Annotated in this window: 10 protein-coding genes; all 10 read left to right on the forward strand. The window is 78.4% G+C overall.

What is annotated here, in order from left to right:
- Positions 1 to 7: 7 nt before the first annotated feature.
- The 10 genes from ACI78Z_RS01460 to ACI78Z_RS01505 are packed head-to-tail and all read left to right on the forward strand — an operon-like array spanning position 8 to position 16,501.
- Positions 8 to 679, forward strand: a complete 672-nt coding sequence (locus ACI78Z_RS01460; protein WP_457034734.1) for a phage baseplate assembly protein V — start codon at positions 8 to 10, stop codon at positions 677 to 679.
- Entirely contained in the window at positions 676 to 2,373 is a 1,698-nt protein-coding gene (locus tag ACI78Z_RS01465) for a hypothetical protein (RefSeq protein ID WP_457034735.1), read from the forward strand. Before ACI78Z_RS01460 ends, ACI78Z_RS01465 begins: the two co-directional genes overlap by 4 nt.
- A complete protein-coding gene (locus ACI78Z_RS01470) occupies positions 2,370 to 2,762 on the forward strand; it encodes a GPW/gp25 family protein (protein WP_457034736.1) in 393 nt (130 codons plus the stop codon). Before ACI78Z_RS01465 ends, ACI78Z_RS01470 begins: the two co-directional genes overlap by 4 nt.
- Before the next feature lies 1 nt (position 2,763).
- Entirely contained in the window at positions 2,764 to 5,001 is a 2,238-nt protein-coding gene (locus ACI78Z_RS01475) for a putative baseplate assembly protein (RefSeq protein ID WP_457034737.1), read from the forward strand.
- Complete coding sequence (locus ACI78Z_RS01480) at positions 5,001 to 7,166, forward strand: phage tail protein (protein ID WP_457034738.1); 2,166 nt, start codon at positions 5,001 to 5,003, stop codon at positions 7,164 to 7,166. The genes ACI78Z_RS01475 and ACI78Z_RS01480 overlap by 1 nt, the downstream gene beginning before the upstream one ends.
- Positions 7,163 to 8,782 (forward strand): hypothetical protein, encoded by a 1,620-nt coding sequence (locus ACI78Z_RS01485; RefSeq protein ID WP_457034739.1) that lies wholly within the window; start codon positions 7,163 to 7,165, stop codon positions 8,780 to 8,782. Before ACI78Z_RS01480 ends, ACI78Z_RS01485 begins: the two co-directional genes overlap by 4 nt.
- Positions 8,775 to 10,784 (forward strand): ATP-binding protein, encoded by a 2,010-nt coding sequence (locus ACI78Z_RS01490; RefSeq protein ID WP_457034740.1) that lies wholly within the window; start codon positions 8,775 to 8,777, stop codon positions 10,782 to 10,784. Before ACI78Z_RS01485 ends, ACI78Z_RS01490 begins: the two co-directional genes overlap by 8 nt.
- A complete protein-coding gene (locus ACI78Z_RS01495; RefSeq protein WP_457034741.1) occupies positions 10,781 to 11,965 on the forward strand; it encodes a hypothetical protein in 1,185 nt (394 codons plus the stop codon). The genes ACI78Z_RS01490 and ACI78Z_RS01495 overlap by 4 nt, the downstream gene beginning before the upstream one ends.
- The gene (locus ACI78Z_RS01500; protein ID WP_457034742.1) at positions 11,962 to 13,239 is read left to right on the forward strand and encodes a hypothetical protein; all 1,278 of its coding nucleotides are present in this window, start codon (positions 11,962 to 11,964) and stop codon (positions 13,237 to 13,239) included. Before ACI78Z_RS01495 ends, ACI78Z_RS01500 begins: the two co-directional genes overlap by 4 nt.
- The gene (locus tag ACI78Z_RS01505; RefSeq protein WP_457034743.1) at positions 13,226 to 16,501 is read left to right on the forward strand and encodes a hypothetical protein; all 3,276 of its coding nucleotides are present in this window, start codon (positions 13,226 to 13,228) and stop codon (positions 16,499 to 16,501) included. The genes ACI78Z_RS01500 and ACI78Z_RS01505 overlap by 14 nt, the downstream gene beginning before the upstream one ends.
- Positions 16,502 to 16,504 lie beyond the last annotated feature (3 nt).

Raw genomic sequence — 16,504 nt, forward strand, 5'->3', positions numbered from 1 at the left:
GACTCAGATGCTCGACAGCGCCGCGCACCCCCCGCACTGGACCGGGTCGAGCTTCTTCGGGCTGTACCCCGCCCTGGTTACCGACATCGTCGACCCCGACCGCCTGGGCCGCGTCCAGGTGCGCTTCCCGTGGCTGGGCGACGCCGGGGCCGACGTGCGTTCCTGGGCCACCCTGCTCAGCCCCTACGCCGACGACGACCAGGGCTTCGTGGCGCTGCCCGCCGTCGGCACGCAGGTGGTCGTGGGCTTCGAGGCGGGCGACCTGCGCCGGCCGTACGTGGTGGGGTCCTGCTGGAACGGCCGGGAGATGATGCCGGTGACGCCGACCCGGCCCAACGACAAGCGGGTCCTGAAGTCCCGCACCGGCGCGGTGCTGGAGTTCGACGACAACGCCGCCGCCCCGAAGGTGACCCTGGTCAGCCGCGACGGCCACCGGGTGGTGCTCGACGACGGCGGACGCAGCCTGCAGGTGACCCACTCCGACGGCTCCACCGTGACCTTCACCCCCAGCGGGCAGATCTCGCTGCGCGCCAACGCCACGGTCGAGGTGACCGCGGCGGCGCTCAACGTGCACGCGCCGACGGCGGTGTTCGACGGGATGATCTCCTGCACCAACGTCGTCACCTCGGTGGCCGTGGTGTCCCCCAGCTACAGCCCGGGAGCGGGGAACGTCTGGTGACCACCGTCGAGACCCGCACCGCCCAGGAGTGGCGGATCATCGCGCCCTGGTGGCACTGGCCCCGGCTCGACGGTGCCGCGCCGCCGGGCGACCCGGCCGACCGCCGGGCCGTGCGGGTCAGCGCCCCGGTGTTGCAGAAGTACGACGGCCCCGACCTGGTCAACACCTTCCTCGCCGATCCGCAGCAGCGGCTGGAGTTCGTCGACGCCACCGACCGGATCGCCCGGCTGTCCGGGGAGGGGCTCGGCACGCTGCCCACCCGCGTGCCCGACGGCCCGCGCAAGCTGTACCTGCCCAGCCACCACCGGCACTACCTGGTCGTCTGCTCGCTGCACTGCGACGGCGCGGGCCTGCCGCGGGTGCGCCGCGAGGACGTGTGCGAGGCCGGGTTCGTCGTCCGCCACCGGACGGGCAGCCTGCCGGGCGGCCCGGGCGGTCCGGCCGCGACGGCGCTGCGCGCGTGGGCGGTGGCCCGGCGCCGGCGGCGGGCCCTCGAGCAGCGGCTGCGGGGCAGCACCGGACCGCTGCGCCGGAGCGTGCTCGAGCGCCGGCTCGTGGCGGCGGCGGCGAGCGCGGCGAGCGCGGAGCGGGCCGTGCGCGAGCACGCGACCGCGGCGCTGGCCGCGGGGCCGATCCGCCGGCTGCACGGCTGGGTGCCGGTCGGTGCGGACGCCGCCGGCGGGCCGGCGCCGATGACCGAGCCCGCCGACGAGCGGACCCCTCTCGCCGGCCGCGGTGCGTGGGTCCCGGTCGAGGAGCTGCCCCTGGACGTCACCGAGGTCGCCCATCCGCTGGTCCCGCTCGTGCCCGACCCCACCCGCCCGGACCACGACGCGGCGGGCGAGGTCGTCTACTTCGGCGTCGTCCCCACCGGGTCCGCCGACGTGGACCTCACCGGCGCCGCGCGCTTCGACGACGAGCAGGAGTACGAGATCCGCTGCTTCGCCCGTCGGCACCGGCCGGAGTGCCCTCGGGACGGGCGGCACTGCGAGTGCCCGGTCACCTGGTCGGAGCCCACCGAGCCCTACCGCCTCGCCGGCCACTTCGACCTGGAGGGCAGCAGCAACCGACCGGTCACCGTGCAGATGCCCGACCTGCGCCAACTGCAGGCCGACGCGTTCCGGCTGGGGCCCGGCGGGGCCGGCGGGGTGCGCTTCCGGACCCCGCCGAACTCCGAGCTGTCCTTCACCACCGACGACCTGGAGGCGGCCAGGGCCCCCGGCGCCATGAGCAACGACCGCTTCCAGGTCTGCTCGTTCGCGATCCCGCTGATCACCATCGTGGCGTTCTTCGTGCTGCAGCTGTTCCTGCCGATCGTCGTCTTCGTCTTCCAGCTGTGGTTCCTCCTGACGCTGCGGTTCTGCCTGCCCCCGGACGTGACCATCGACGCCGGGCTGGTCGCCGACTTCGAGGCGCTCGGCGGCGGGCTGGACATCGACGCCGGCCTGGCCGGGAACGTGGTCGCCCGGCCGGGCTTCACCGCGGCCCTCGCCGCCCTGTTCGGCGGCACCCGGTCCGGTGGCCGGTCGCTGGCAGCCGCCCTGCAGCAGGCGCGCGGCGCGCCGCCGCCGGACACGCTCGACGCCTCGACCCTGGCCGGGATCGGCCGCGGCGCGCTGCGGCAGACCCCCGCGCCGCCGCAGGTCGCCCGCTTCGTCCCCCGCGTCACCCGGGCCGAGGTGGTGCGCCCGTGACCGCGTCACCCGATCCGCTGGGCCGGGGGTGGGCGTTCCCCCCGGTGCCCGAGAACGCCGCGCTGTCGATGCGCTCCGGTCCCGCGCTGGTCCGCCAGTCGATCCTGCTGATCCTCGACACCGAGCCGGGCGAGCGGGTCATGCGCCCGGAGTTCGGCTGCGGGCTGCGTCGTCACCTGATGGAGCCCAACAACCCGGCCACCCGCGCCGCGATCGCCCGCGACGTCGACGCCGCGCTGAGGACGTGGGAGCCGCGGATCGAGCTGCGGGAGGTCGACGTCGTCCCCACCGACGACCTCGCGACCGTCCTGGTGACCATCTCCTACGCGCACGTGCGCGACCAGAGCCCGGGCGGCCTGTCGGTGCCCCTGACGCTGGCCGGAGGGTGACGTGACGCTGCCGCTCCCGGTGCTCGACGACCGCGACTACGACCAGCTGCTGGCCGAGCTGCGGTCGCGGATCCCCGTCTACGCGCCGGAGTGGAGCGACCTGGGACCCAGCGACCCGGGGATCACGCTGCTGGAGCTGGTCGCCCACCTCGGCGAGACGCTGCTGTTCCGCTTCAACCAGATCCCCGACCAGACCCGGCTGTGGCTGCTGCGGCTGCTGCAGGTGCCGCCGTACCCGCCGCGGCGGGCCACCGGCCTGGTCGCCTTCCGGGCCGAGCGGGCCGACGGCACCCCGGCGCAGGTGCCGCTGGGCTCGGAGGTCCGGGCCGGGGCGGTGCCGTTCCGCGTGGGCAACGACGTGACGGTGTTCCCGGTGACCGCCACCGGCGTCGTCAAGGCCATCGCGCCCGTTCCGGAGGACCCGATCCTCCGCGACGAGCTCGACGCCGTCCTGGACGCCGCCGGCCTCGACCTCGCCAGCGCGCAGCCCTACGAGGCGGTGGTGCTCGAACCCGACCCCTCCGTCGCCGGGTTCGAGCCGCTGGACGTCAGCGTCGCCGCCGACCGCTGTCTGTGGGTGGCGGTCTCCGCGTCCGAGGGCGCCCCGGGCACCCCGGAGGAGCAGCGCCGCGCCCTGCTCGACCCCCAGGGGGCGCTGGCCCGCCGGCCGCTGGTCCTGGGCATCGGCATCGACACCCACCGCCCGACCATCGACGACGTCGGCCCCTGCCCCGGCGAGCCCGGGTTCGCCGGGACCGGATCGACCGTGGCGCCCGGGGCCGAGCGCCCCGGCGGCCCGGCCGACCGGGTCGACTCCAGCCTGGTGTGGCAGGTCGGCGTCACCGACGGGGGCTACGCCGCCGCCGCTGTCGTGCGCGACACCACCGACGGGCTGCGGGGCAGTGGGGTCGTCGCGCTGCAGCTGCCGACGGCGCGGCTGGCCGAGATCGGTCCCGCCGAGCCGGACGACCCGGACCTGGCCGGGGTGGGCGACGCGCCTCCGGCGCTGGGCGACCGGCCCGAGCCGCTCTTCTGGCTGCGGGCCTTCCCCCGCGAGGGCGTGCCGGACATCGGCCGGCTGCTGTGGGTGGGCCTGAACGCCGCCGAGGTCGAGCAGGTGGCGCAGGCGCCGCCGGAGCTGCTCGGGACCGGTCACGGCCTGAGCGCCCAGGAGCTGCCCCTGGCCAACGCGCCGGTCGTGCCCGGCACGCTGCGGGTCGAGGTCCTCGAGGACGACGGGACCTGGGTGCCCTGGGAGGTGGTCGACTCCCTCGCAGCGGCCGGCCCGGGGGACCGGGTGCTCGCGCTCGACCCGGTGGCCGGCCGGCTGCGCTGCGGGGACGCCGTCCGCGGCCGGGTCCTGCCGCTCGGCGCCGCGGTGCGTGCGGCCGGCTACCACCACGGCGGCGGCCGGGTCGGCAACGTCGCACCCAGGGCCATCGACCGGGTGGTCGACGTGCCGGCGGTGCAGGTCGGCAACCCGCTGCCGACGTCCGGGGGCGAGGAGGCGGAGACGATCACCCGCGCTCTCGAGCGCATCCCCGGGGAGCTGGCCCGGCAGGACCGGGCGGTCGTCGCCGAGGACTTCCGCGAGCTGGCGACCGTCCCCGGGGTCGGCCGCGCGGAGTGCCTGCCCCGGTTCCACCCGCCCAGCCGCGCGACGGGCGCGGCGGGCGTGGTCACCGTCGTCGTGTGGCCGGCCGAGGACCCCCGGCACCCGGACGCGCCGTCGGCGGACGCCACCCTGCTGCGCGCGGTGTGCGAGCGCCTCGACGCGCGGCGCCTGGTCACCACCGAGCTCTACGTCGTGCCCCCCACCTACCACCCGGTGGCGGTCTCGGTCGGGCTGGCCGTGAAGCGCGGCTCCAGCGAGATCGGGGTGCGCCGCTGGGTGGAGCTGGTGCTGCGGCAGTACCTCTCGCCGCTGCCGCCCTACGGGCCCGAGGGGCGGGGCTGGCCGCTTGGGCGCCGGGTGCACGGGCCGGAGCTGGAGGCCGCCGTGCTGCAGGTCGAGGGCGTCGAGTTCGTCGAGGACCTGCTGGTCGCCGACCTGGCCGGAGACGCGCCGGTGCCGGGCACCGTCGCGCTGGCCGGCTGGGAGGTGCCCGAGCTGCGCTCGGTGACCGTGGTGGTCGGCCCCCCGCCGGCCGCGGGCTCGGGCCCGCCCGGGCCGCTGCCGCCGCCCTCGCCGCAGGCTCCTGCCCCGGTGCCCGTCCCCGTGCCCAGGGACGAGTGCTGATGTCCACGCCGTCGCCGGACCTCGCACCGCCGGGTCGCCTCCGGCGGTGGGCGCCGGTGTCCGGCCCGGACTGGCGGCGCAGCGGTCACTCCGGCACCGAGATCGACGACGAGACCGGCGAGGTCGTCCTCGAGCGGCAGCCCGTGAGCGGCCCGCCCGCCTGGGCGACCGCACCGGCCGGCGGCGCGGCGGGCTGCCCTCCGGCGCCCGCCCCGGTGCCCGCGGCCGCGCCGGAGCGGGCCGGCCTGGCGTTCGACGCGCGGGGGTGCCTGTACCGCGGGGTCCCGGAGCGGGGACAGGTCCAGCGCGTCCCCTGGCCCGACCGGCAGCCCCCGGTGGACCTGCTGGAGGGTCCGGCTCAGGTGACCGTGGCCCCGCCCGGACGGGGCCGCTTCGTCGCGAGCGGCGCGGACCCCCGGCGCCCGTTGCGGGCCTGGGCGCTGGCCGCCGACCGCGACGACCACCTGTTCGTGCTCGACGGCGGCACCGGCACCGTCGCCGTCCTCGACCTGGCCGACGGGCACCTGCTGCGCACCGTCGTCCTCGACCGGCTCCCGGTGGACCTCGCCGTCGGTGCCGATGGCACCGTCCTCGTGCTGACCGGGTCGCGCGGGACCCCGATCGCCCACCTGGACGCGATCGGCGCGCCGGTCGGCCGGCCGCTGCCGCCCGGCGCGCTGGCCGGGATCCCGCCCGGCGCCCGGCCGTCCCGGCTGGCCGTCGCGCCGGACGGCACGCCGTGGCTGCTGCTGCGCCAGGACGCCGACGCCTGGATCGTGTCGCTCGGGACGCCGCGTCCGGCGCCGCTGCGGGTGTCCGGCGGCACCGAGCTGGAGATCGACGGTGCCGGGCGCGTCGTCGTCGCCGGCCCGCCCGGCGGGGACCTGGTGACGTGGGCAGCGGGCCGCGACGCGCTGACCCCCGGCATCCCGCTGCGCGCCCGCGGCTACGACGGCCGCGGCCTGGTGCGCACCCCGGACGGGCGGATCGGCTTCTCGACCGGCACCGGCTTCCGGGCCGCCGTCCGGGAGCGCGTCCGCTACGGCTGCCAGGGCACGGTCGACACCGCCGCGCTGGACAGCCGGTCCTACCGGCAGCAGTGGGGTCGGGTGTTCGTGGAGGCGTGCGTGCCGCCGGGGACCCAGCTCGCCGTCGCGACGGCCGGCGGCGACGACGCGCCCGACGGCGCGGCCCTCGCCCGGGCACGGCTGTACCCGCTGCACCGGCGCGAGACCGGCCGGGAGGTGCCGTGGTCCCCGCTGCCCCCGGGGGACCGGTACGCGGTCTACGAGGCGCCGGTGCGCGCCGAGCCCGGCCGGTTCCTGCGGCTGCGGCTGCGGCTGGCCGGCGCCGGGACGACGACGCCGCGGATCCGCGCCCTGCGCGCGGAGTTCCCCGCCACCGGGCTGGTGGAGCGGCTGCCGCGCGCGTACCGCACGGACCCCGGCGCGGCGGACTTCCTGCGGCGCTACCTCGCGCTCGTCGACGGCCAGCTCGGCGACCTGGAGAGCCGGGCGGTGCACCGCGACCTGCTGCTCGACCCCTGGGGCGCGCCGACCGAGTTGCTGAGCTGGCTCGGGTCGCTCGTCGGCCTCTCGCTCGACGCCCGCTGGCCCGAGCGGGCCCGCCGCACCCTGCTGGCCGAGGCCGTCGCCCTGTTCCGCCGCCGCGGGACGCCGGCCGGGCTGCGGCGGGTGCTGGAGATCTACCTCGGCGCACCCGTGGTTGTCCTCGAGGCGTTCCGGCTGCGCGCGGCGACGGCGGCGCTCGGCGGGGAGGACGGCAGCCCGGCCGTGGTGGGCACCGCGCTGCGGGTCGGGGGAGGAGCGGAGCCCGGCGACGGGGATCCGTTCCGCTCCTCCGCGCACCGCTTCACCGTGCTGCTCACCCGCGAGGTCGACGACGCGGAGCTCGCCGTCGTCCGCGACCTGCTGGAGGTGGCACGGCCGGCGCACACCCTGGTCGAGGTGTGCACGGTCGGCCAGGGCATGCGGGCCGGCATCGGGCTGCACGTGGAGATCTCCACCGTCGTCGGGCCGGGCTCGGGAGTGGCACCCCTGCGGGTCGGCGGCGAGCTGACCGCGGACTCCGTGCTGGGGCGCGGCCGCGCGGGTCTCCGGGTCGGGGCCGGGCACGCCGGCGGCGGGGTGGTGGTCGACGGATGACCGGCGACAGCGTGGGGCGGCTGGCCGTGACCTGGCGCCCGGACGCCGACCTCGATCCCGCGGGCTCCGCCCGGCTCGACCGGCTGGTCGCCGCGCTCGTGGCCGGCGGGCTCGACGGCGGCCTGGCGCCCTCGTCCGACGGCGGCGCCCCCACCTGCGTGCGCCGCGTCGTCGTGCCGGTGCACCGCATGCAGTGGGACGGCGCCGACGACAACCTCGTCGCCGGGTGGGCGACCGCCCTGCGCGCGGCGGTGGAGGGCGCGGTCGATGCCGGCGGCGAGGACGTCGTGCGCTTCCGGAGCCGGCCCGCCGCCCGGCAGGACCTGGTCACCGCGTTGCTGCGGGGGGACCGTGCCCGGGAGTGGGCCTGGCGGCTGCTGGGGCTGTGGCCGGCCGGCGGTGCGGACGGGACCGTGGAGGTGCTCCACCGCGTCCTGCTCGAGCTCGGGCGGGACGAGCCCTCTGCAGTGCCGGGGCTGCTCGTCGCCGTCGCGCAGGCGCGGCTTCTGCCGCAGCTGGTCGCCGCGGCCGGCGCCGAGGTCGTGGCCGGCCTGGTGGAGCGGGCGTGGCAGGCCGCCGGCGGCCCGCCCGCGGGCGCGCCGCCACCCGGCGGGTCCCCGGTCGCTCCCGGGACCGTCGGCAGCGGACCGGTCCGGGCACCGGGGGCCGCCGACGACGAGCTGTGCACCTACCTCCTGGACCGCTCCGAGGTCGCGCGGGCGCCGGCCGGCGCGTTCCCGGCCCGGTCTCGTGGCGTCCTGCTGCCGGCCCTGGCCGCGGCCGCCGTGCTCGAGGTGGAGCCCGCACTGGCCGGCCGGCCCGGGGCCCGGCCGCTGCGCGCCGCGCTCATGGCACGCCTGGCCGGCGCACCGGGCACCGCCGCGCCGCCGGAGCGGCCGCGGCCGCACCCGACGGCGCCCGGCCGGGAGGTCCGGCCGGGCCCGTGGGAGCCGCCGTCGCACCCGGCCGGTTCCGGCGCCCCCGGTGCGCCGCCGGCCGGAGGAGCGGGGACCGGTCCCGCCGTGGCTCCGGCGCCGCCCACCGCGCCGGGCGACCCGGCGCCCGCCGGGCCGGCGGAGGCGACGGCTCACCGGGCGACGGCCGGAGCCACGGTCTGGGGTGGGCTGCTGTTCCTGCTGCCGGTCGTCGAGGACCTGGCGCTGCCGCAGCGCGTGGCGGACGATCCCCGGCGGTTCGGCCCGGCGCTGCGGCCGGTGCTGCACGAGCTCGCCCGCACGGTCGTTGCCCGCGCCGACCCCGACGGGCACCCGGCCGCCGCGGACGACCCGGCCGTGCTCGCGTTCGCCGGCCTGCCGCCGACCGCGCCCCCGCCGCGGCCCGTGCGGGCGGACCTGCGTCTCGACCCGGAGGTCGACGCGGTCGCCGCGACCCTGGCGGAGCGGGTGCCCCGCACGGCATGGGGCGGCGACCGGGCGGCGGCCGAGCTCCTCCTGGCGGTGTGCCGCCGGCGGGCGGTGGTCGCCGCCGATCCCGGCTGGATCGACGTCGAGCTGGACCCGGAGGAGGTCGACGTCGACGTCCGGCGGGCCGGCCTGGACCTGGATCCGGGATACGTGCCCTGGCTGGGCTGCGTCGTGAGGTTCCGTTATGGCTGAGCCCGCGCTGCTGCCGCTGCCCGTGCCGGCGCCCGACCGCCTCGACGCGGCGCTCGCCCGCATGGCCGGGCGCCTCGCCGCGGCGCTGGACGTCGTCGGCGACGAACCCGGCGCCCGGTTCCTGCGCGGGCTGCCGGGAGCGGCCGCCCCGGCGGCTCCGGACGGCGGCTGCCTGGAACTGCCCGCCGGGTCTGCGCAGCCGGTCGACCGGCTGGTCGCCGGACTGGGCCTGGGGACCGCCGAGTGCGACCTGCTGCTGCTCGCGCTGGTGGCCCACGCGCACGAGGGGGTGGCCGCTGTCCTCCGGGGGCTGCACCCGCTCGGGGCGCCGTGGCCGACGATCGGGCTGGCCGGGACGCTGGCCGACGCGGGTGCCCTGCCGGGCGGCGGCCGGGCGCAGCTGCGAGTGGCGCTGACCCGGCTGCTGGACGCCGGCGCCGTGGTCGTCGACGGCGCCGACGTGCCCTACCCCGAGCGGTCGCTGCGGCCGGCGTCGGCGCTGTTCGAGGCCCTCGCCGGGCTGCCCGGCTGGCCCGACGGGCTCTCCCCGGATCCCCGCCCGGACCCGTCCGCGGCGCCCCGGGGCTGGCTGGCACGGCCCGCCGTCGTCGGTGCCCGGACGGCGGTCGAGCGGGCCGCGCCGGTGACCGTGCTCCTGCCCGGGGACCGGCCGGGGCGGCTGGCCGGCCGGCTGGCCGCGCTGGTCCGGGCCGCTGGCCGCACCCCGGTCGTGCTGCAGGCCGCCGTCTGGGACGGCGCCTCGGTGCGCGCCGCCCTGCTGCTCGCGCTGGCCCGCGACGTCGTCCCCGTGCTGTGGGGCGAGGCCCGGCCCCCGCCGCTGCGGCCGCCCGTGCCGGACCTGCCGCTGCCGCTGCTGCTCGCCACGCCGGCCCCGGACGTGCGCACCTGGCCGCGGCCGGTGCTCGCGCTGCCGGCCGACCCGCACCCGGCAGCCGACCGGTGCGCGGCGCTGGCCGCCGCGCTGCCCGAGCTGGGCCGGCCACCCGGACCCGTCGGGCCGGCCACCCTCGAGCCCGACGAGGTGGCGACGGCCGCCGCGGACGTGCGGCTGCGCGCCGCGCTGGTGCCGGAGGAGGTCGGCTGGGACGCGGTCAGCGCCCGCGTCGACGCGCGCGCCGCCGACGCGGTGCCACCGGGCGCGGTGCTGGTCCACCCCGAGGCCGGCTGGGACGACCTGGTGCTGCCGGACGAGCAGTCGGCGCAGCTGCGGGAGGCGGTCGACCGCGTGCGCGGGCAGGCCCGGGTGCTGGACGAGTGGGGGCTGCTGCGCGGCCGCCGCGGACGGCGTGGCCTGCGGATGCTGTTCACCGGTCCACCGGGGACGGGCAAGTCGCTCGCCGCGGAGGTCCTCGCCGGCGCGCTGGGCCGCGACCTGCTGGTCGTCGACCTGTCCCGGCTGGTCTCGAAGTGGATCGGGGAGACCGAGAAGAACCTCGCCGCGGTGTTCGACGCGGCCGAGCGGGGCGGGGCCGCGCTCCTGTTCGACGAGGCCGACGCGCTGTTCGGCAAGCGCACCGAGGTCGGCGACGCGCGCGACCGCTACGCCAACCTGGAGACGGCGTACCTGCTCACCCGGCTCGAGCGCTTCGACGGCGTCGCCGTCCTGGCCACCAACCTCCGGCAGAACCTCGATCCCGCGTTCGCCCGCCGCATCGACTTCGTCGTGCCGTTCGACCCGCCGGACGAGGCTGCCCGGCTGGCGCTGTGGCGGCACCACCTGCCGGCTCCCGCCCCACTGGCCGCCGACGTCGACCTCGCCGTCCTCGCCGCCTTCTACGAGCTGCCGGGCGCGCTGATCCGCAACGCCGCGATGGCCGCGGCCTTCCTCGCCGCGGCCGAACCAGCGCCCGCGCGCCGCTCGATCGGCACGGCGCATCTGGCGCACGCCATCCGCCGAGAACACCTCAAGGCAGGACTGCCGTATCCCGGTGCGCCGCCGGGCACCGCGGCCGATCCACCCACGGGAAGGGGAGCACCGTGACGACTGCGACGACCACGGGAACCGCACCACCCACCGCGCCGGCCCCCACCACGGTCGCGCAGGTGCTCGCGGCCGAGGTGACCCGGCTGGAGGGCGCGATCGAGGCCGCCGAGGACCGCATCGAGGGCCTCGAGGAGGACGTCCGCGCCCGGCAGGACGCGCTGAACTCGGCCACCGCGGAGCTGGCGGCCCTGCAGCAGGAGGCCTCGACGCTGCACCAGCAGCTCACCGCCGCCACCTCCCGGCCGGCCCGGCACCGCGTCGAGCTGCTGCTCGAGGCCAACGCCGTCGCGCAGGGCCGGGCGCTGCACCGGAAGCTGACCGCCACGGACGACCTGGCCCGCGCGCAGGCGCAGACGGCCCGCGAGACCGCCCTGCTGGCACGGATGCGCGGCGACCTGGCCCGGGTCCAGGACGAGGCGCGGCGCGCCGGGGTGGACGCCGGGACCACCGCGGCCACGGTCGCGGACCTGCCGGACGCCGTCGCGGAGCTCCGTGCCGCCGCCGCGGACCTCGCGGACGAGGAGACGACGGCCGGCGAGCGGCTCGCCACGCTGCTCGGCGGCCGGCGGATGCTCGAGCGCACCCGCGCCCGGGTGTCCGCCACGCTCGCCGCCGACGCGGCGCGCACCGCGGCCCTCGCCGAGGCCCTGCAGCGCCACCGGGCCGCGCAGACGGCCCGCTCACCCGTGGACGGCGCCGTCGCCGCCACCCGGGAGGCACTGGACCAGGCGCGCCGGGCCGTCCAGGACGCCGTCGAGACCGCACCCGGCGACCTCGAGCGGGCCCGGACCGTCCTGACGCTGCTCATCGACTTCCCCGACCTCGCCGAGCAGGCGGACATCGACGCCCTGGCCGCCGCGGTGGGAGACGAGGGCGGGGAGCCGCTGGAGAAGTGGGCGGCGGCGCTGCCGGCCGCGGTGACCGAGCTCGCCGTCGCCCTGCCCGAGGCCGGCGCCACCCTGGCACGGCTGCGGGGACTGGACGCTGCGCAGCTGCGCCAGCGGCTGGAGTCGGCCGAGACCGCCCACGCCCAGGCCCTCACCGCGCAGCTGGCCGCGCAGCGCGCCGTGGACGACGCCGCGGCCGCGGTCGAGGCCGCCCGGACCGAGACCACCGTCCACCAGGCCACGGCGGCGCAGCGGCGACCGCTGCTGCTCCGCCTGGACGGGCTGACGTGACCGCCCCTCGTCCGGCGCCCCTGGCCGCGGCGCTGGAGGTCGATCCCTTCACCTCGCTGGCCGTGCACTTCGGCATGCTGCTGGGGGTCTCCGACTTCCAGGTGCTGGCCGCGGGTCCCCGGGGCAAGGCGGCGCTGCACCAGGCCTGGCTGCACGGCAAGGCGGTCGTGTGGGGGTTCCCGGTCACCGTCCACGTCGAATCCGCCGAGCTGGAGGTCGGGCCCGGGCTGTGCACCGACGGCCTGGGGCGGGAGGTCTCCTCGGCTGTCGGCATGTGCCTCGACGTCCGCGCCTGGTTCGACGAGCAGGTGGCGGCCGGAGCCCTGAAGCCGCGCGACGACGGTCGTTTCGACGCCCGGCTGGTCGCCCGGCACGAGGCCTGCCTGTCCCGGCCGGTGCCGACCGTGGCGTCGTCGTGCGGGCAGGGCGAGCCGACCGCCGGGTACTCGCGCGTGCTGGAGCTGGCCCACCTGGAGCTGCGGCCCCGCCCGTCCCCGGCCCCGGACGACGACCGGGACGCCGCCTTCCCGGCGCTGCGCCGCTACGTCCGCGACGGCACCGTGCCGCCCGGGTGGCCGCATCCGCCGGGCCGGCTGGCCGGCTTCCGGGCGGTCGCCGCCCGCGAGGTGTGCGGCCTCGGCCCGCCCGGGCTGCTGCCGCCGCGACCCGAGCAGCGGACCCGGCTGTTCCCGGAGGACGAGCCGGGCGAGGTCGTGCTGGCCGACCTGCCGGGCATGGCCCTCCTCCCCGGGGGCTCCGGGGGTCCGCGGCTCGACGTCCCCGTCGTCGACCTGTCGGTGCGGCGCTGCCACGTGCCCACCTGGCTGCTGTCCGAGCTGATCGGCGAGCTGCTCGACGGCACGTTCGGCGAGCTGTGCCGCGCCGACGCCGGCGGCCCCCGCGTGGACCCGCCCATCGAGCTCTCCGGTCGGACCGTGACCATCCGGTTCACCGGGCCGATCGTCGCCTCCACCGTGCCCCAGGCCCTCGACGTGCGCCGCTTCGACGTCCAGGACGGCTGGAGCGATCCGCTCGAGCTGACCCCGGAGACCACCGCGGACCGGGTGACCTTCGACCTGCCCGCGCCCCCGACCGACGAGGTCACCTACCGCGTGCTGCTGCGCGGCACCGGCCCCACCCCGCTGGTCGGGCTCGTCGACGGGCGGCCCGTGCCGCTCGCCGGCGTCGTGGGCGGCCCACCGGGGACCCGCGGGCAGGGGACGGACGTCGCCCGCCGACTCCCGGACCGAGGAGCTCCCCATGACCAGTACTGAGCCTGCGTCCCCGATCGGGGCGGGCACCGTCGAGCTGCGGAGCAGCCTCGGGGGGCGCACCTTCGTGCCCGGCGCGACGCCCCTGATCGGGCTCAACTACTACGACGGCCGCGCGCTGCGGGCCGACGACCTCAACCTCGAACGGCGCGGGCAGCGCCGCTACGTCGAGTACTCCAACCAGGCCGGCGGCCCGGGCCTGCTGTGGGGCTTCGAGCCGTCCGGCGCCGGCGGGCCGGTCCTCGGCGTGTCAGCGGGGCTGGGCGTCGCGCCGAAGGGGCAGCTGCTGCACCTGCCGGCCGCCGTGCAGGTCGAGGTGGCCGACCTGCTGCCCGGGCGTGGCGCGCCGCCGCCGGCCGGGCAGCAGGCGGCCACCGGGTTCGAGCCCTGCGTCGCCGAGGAGGGGGGCCCGGCGGCCGCAGTGGTCCCCGGCACGGCGCTGTACACGATCTGCCTGGCCCATGCCACCGGCCTGTGCGGGCACGCCGAGGTCCTCGGCCGGCTCTGCGACGGCGGGTGCGTCACGGCGGCCGACCGGCCCTACGTCGTCGACGGCGTGACGGTCCTCCTGCGGCCGCTGCAGCTCGACGTCGCGCCGTTCTCCCTGCCGGGGGTGACGCGGCCGGAGGTCCACCTGTGCTCGCAGGTGGCGGCGGCGTACTTCGCGCAGGAGCGCGCCCGGTCCGGGTCCGCGCTCTCGGCGGCGGGCCTCGGGACCGGCCTGTGGGGCGCCGGGGCGCCCAGCCTGGCCGGCGACGACGTGCTGCCCATCGGCGTGCTCGGCTGGGACGGCGCCGCGATCACCCTGCTGGACCAGTGGACGGCGCGCCGGGAGCGGATGGAGCCCCCGCCGCGCGTGTACTGGGCGGGGCGGGTCGAGCAGCGGCCGTGGCCGGTGTTCCTGGCCCAGGTGCTGCAGTTCCAGGCCCAGCTCGCGGCGGCCCCCGCGGCGCCGGCCACCGTGCCGGCCCGCGAGCTCGTCGAGCGGGGGTTCGTCGAGCTGCCTGCGGCCGGCTACCTGCCCGTGGACCCCGGTGGGGGTGACCTGCGCGCGCAGGTGCAGGACCTCGTCGGGCCGGGGGTGGAGCTGCGGCTGTGCGCGGTGCGCCGCGACCAGATCCCGCACGAACTCGCGCGCGCCCAGCACATGGACCGCATCTCGCTGCTGCGCGGGCTGGCCGATCCGGGTGCGCTCGAGCGGGTGGACGTCCTCGTCCCCGACGGGCTCACCGAGGCGACCGCGGAGGAGCGCACCGGCCTCGCGTTCGCCGTGGACCTCAGCATCGGGACGCCGGGCGGGCAGGTGCTGCTGCGCCGCAGGGCGTCCGGCCCCGGGCCGGGCGTGACCCTGACCGGTGCCGGGCGGCTCGGGTTCGGCCCGCCGCTGACCGCCCGCCTCGCCGTGGCCGGGACCCTCGCGGCACCGCCGACGGGGGCGAAGGACGCCGCCCGGCTCGTGGACCTCCTCGCCGACGTGGTCGAGGGCCGGGTCGCCGTGGACGCCGCCGTGGCACGGCTGACCGAGCTGGCGCCCACCGGCAGCGCCGTCCCGGAGGTGCTCGACACCGTGGCCGGTGCGGTGCGAGCCGAGGCGGCGGCGCTGCGGGCGGCGAGCCAACCCGGACCGGTCCACCTGCACAAGGCGGCGGCGGCGCAGAGCGTGGCGCTGTCGCTGGAGCTGTCGGTCAGCGGGAACCCGTTCGAGCTGAGCGGCGGGGACGAGGCCTCGGCCGAACTCACGGTGGAGGCGTTCCACCCGCGGAGGGAGACGGAGCTGGAGACCCCGCTGGACGTGGTCGCGCGGCGGCGGGTCAGGGTCGCGCTCCGGCCGGATCCGGACGCGGACCCGGCCTCGCTCGGGACCGGGGAGGGCGCCTTCCGACTGGAGGCCCGGCTGTACGAGAACGGCACGGGTGCGCAGCTGGTCGAGGGCCCGGTCGTGCTGGGCCGCCTCGACGCCGAGGACGGTCGCCGGCTGCTGACCATCCGCGATCCCGGCGGGGCGGCGGCCCTGGCCCTCACCTGGCGGGAGGACCCCGTCGTCGACGCCCGGGCGGTGCTCGGGCTCCGGTCGCCGGCCGAGGACGGCGGGGACGGCGGGGACGGCGGCAATCCGGCCGGCGGCGAGCTGCCGGAGTTCTTCACCGGCCTGACCCCCGTGGCGACCGCGCACGCCCTGGAGGTCACCGACGTCGTCCGGCCGGGGAACGCCTCCCACGACGCGGCCGTCGACGCGCTGACCATCCTCTCCGGGGCACACGTGCCGGACGCCGGCTACGCGGAGACGCAGATCGGCCTGCTCTTCCCGCCCGAGCAGCCACGCACCGGTGCGGTGCAGGCGACCACGGACTGGGTGCTGTTCCGCCGCCGGCGCCGGGAGGAGTGCGAGGGCGACGTCGTCCCCCCGGCAGTGGTCGACCCGGTCACGGTGTGGGTCCTCCGGGCCGGCTCCGAGGACGAGGCGGCCGAGCTCGCCGCCGGGATCGCGGGCGGCTCCTGGCCCGACGAGGGCTGGGAGCGGGTCGACGTGGTGTTCGCCGACGGCGCCGCCGCGCTGCTCACGCCGGACGCCGTCTGGCGGAACCGCTACGTGGAGGCCGGCGGCGGCACGGTGATCGTGCTGGCCCGCTACGCCCCCGCTCCCGCCGCGCAACCGGCGGCCGCCCCCGGCCTGGGCCGGCTGGCGGCGCTCGCGCAGGCGCTGGCCCCGGAGGTGACCGGACCGCCGGCCGGAGCCGCGGACCTCGCGCAGAACCCGCCCGGACCGCGCCTGCTCCTGGGGACGGACGGGAGCGCGTTCCTGGTGACGGTGGACCCCGATCCGGAGGTGCAGCAGCTGCTCGACGTCCGCATGGCGCGCTTCGAGGCGGTCGACGACCCGGTGTACGAGGCGATCACCGAGGGCACCGCGGCCACGGTGCAGGAGGAGCAGGACTCCTTCGCCGCGCTGAACACCGTCCACGCCGGATCCGCCGACGAGGCCTTCGCGCGCATCGCGGAGGAGGCGCGCTCCTTCCTGTTCCGGGAGGACGTCGGGTCGAACAGGCGGCTGCGGGCCGTCGAGTGGGTGCACGAGTCCCTCCCCGACGCGGACCGGACGGCGGTGCACGAGCTGGCCGAGCGGGTCGTCACCCTGCTCCGCGCGGAGGTGGAGCTGCAGGACCTCGAGCTGGACGAGCCGGCGCGCGTGGTCGGGTTCGAGCGCGGCGAGGAGGACCCCGTCGGCCGGCTCTACCTCGTCGTCCTCCCACGGCCGATCGAGTGAGCC

It is taken from the genome of Geodermatophilus sp. SYSU D01176, assembly GCF_054050015.1.

Bases quoted from the DNA above. Each gene is read 5' to 3' on its own strand.
- ACI78Z_RS01480 (WP_457034738.1), top strand. From the start codon at position 5,001: ATGTCCACGCCGTCGCCGGACCTCGCACCGCCGGGTCGCCTCCGGCGG.
- ACI78Z_RS01505 (WP_457034743.1), top strand. From the start codon at position 13,226: ATGACCAGTACTGAGCCTGCGTCCCCGATCGGGGCGGGCACCGTCGAG.
- ACI78Z_RS01460 (WP_457034734.1), top strand. From the start codon at position 8: ATGCTCGACAGCGCCGCGCACCCCCCGCACTGGACCGGGTCGAGCTTC.
- ACI78Z_RS01490 (WP_457034740.1), top strand. From the start codon at position 8,775: ATGGCTGAGCCCGCGCTGCTGCCGCTGCCCGTGCCGGCGCCCGACCGC.
- ACI78Z_RS01485 (WP_457034739.1), top strand. From the start codon at position 7,163: ATGACCGGCGACAGCGTGGGGCGGCTGGCCGTGACCTGGCGCCCGGAC.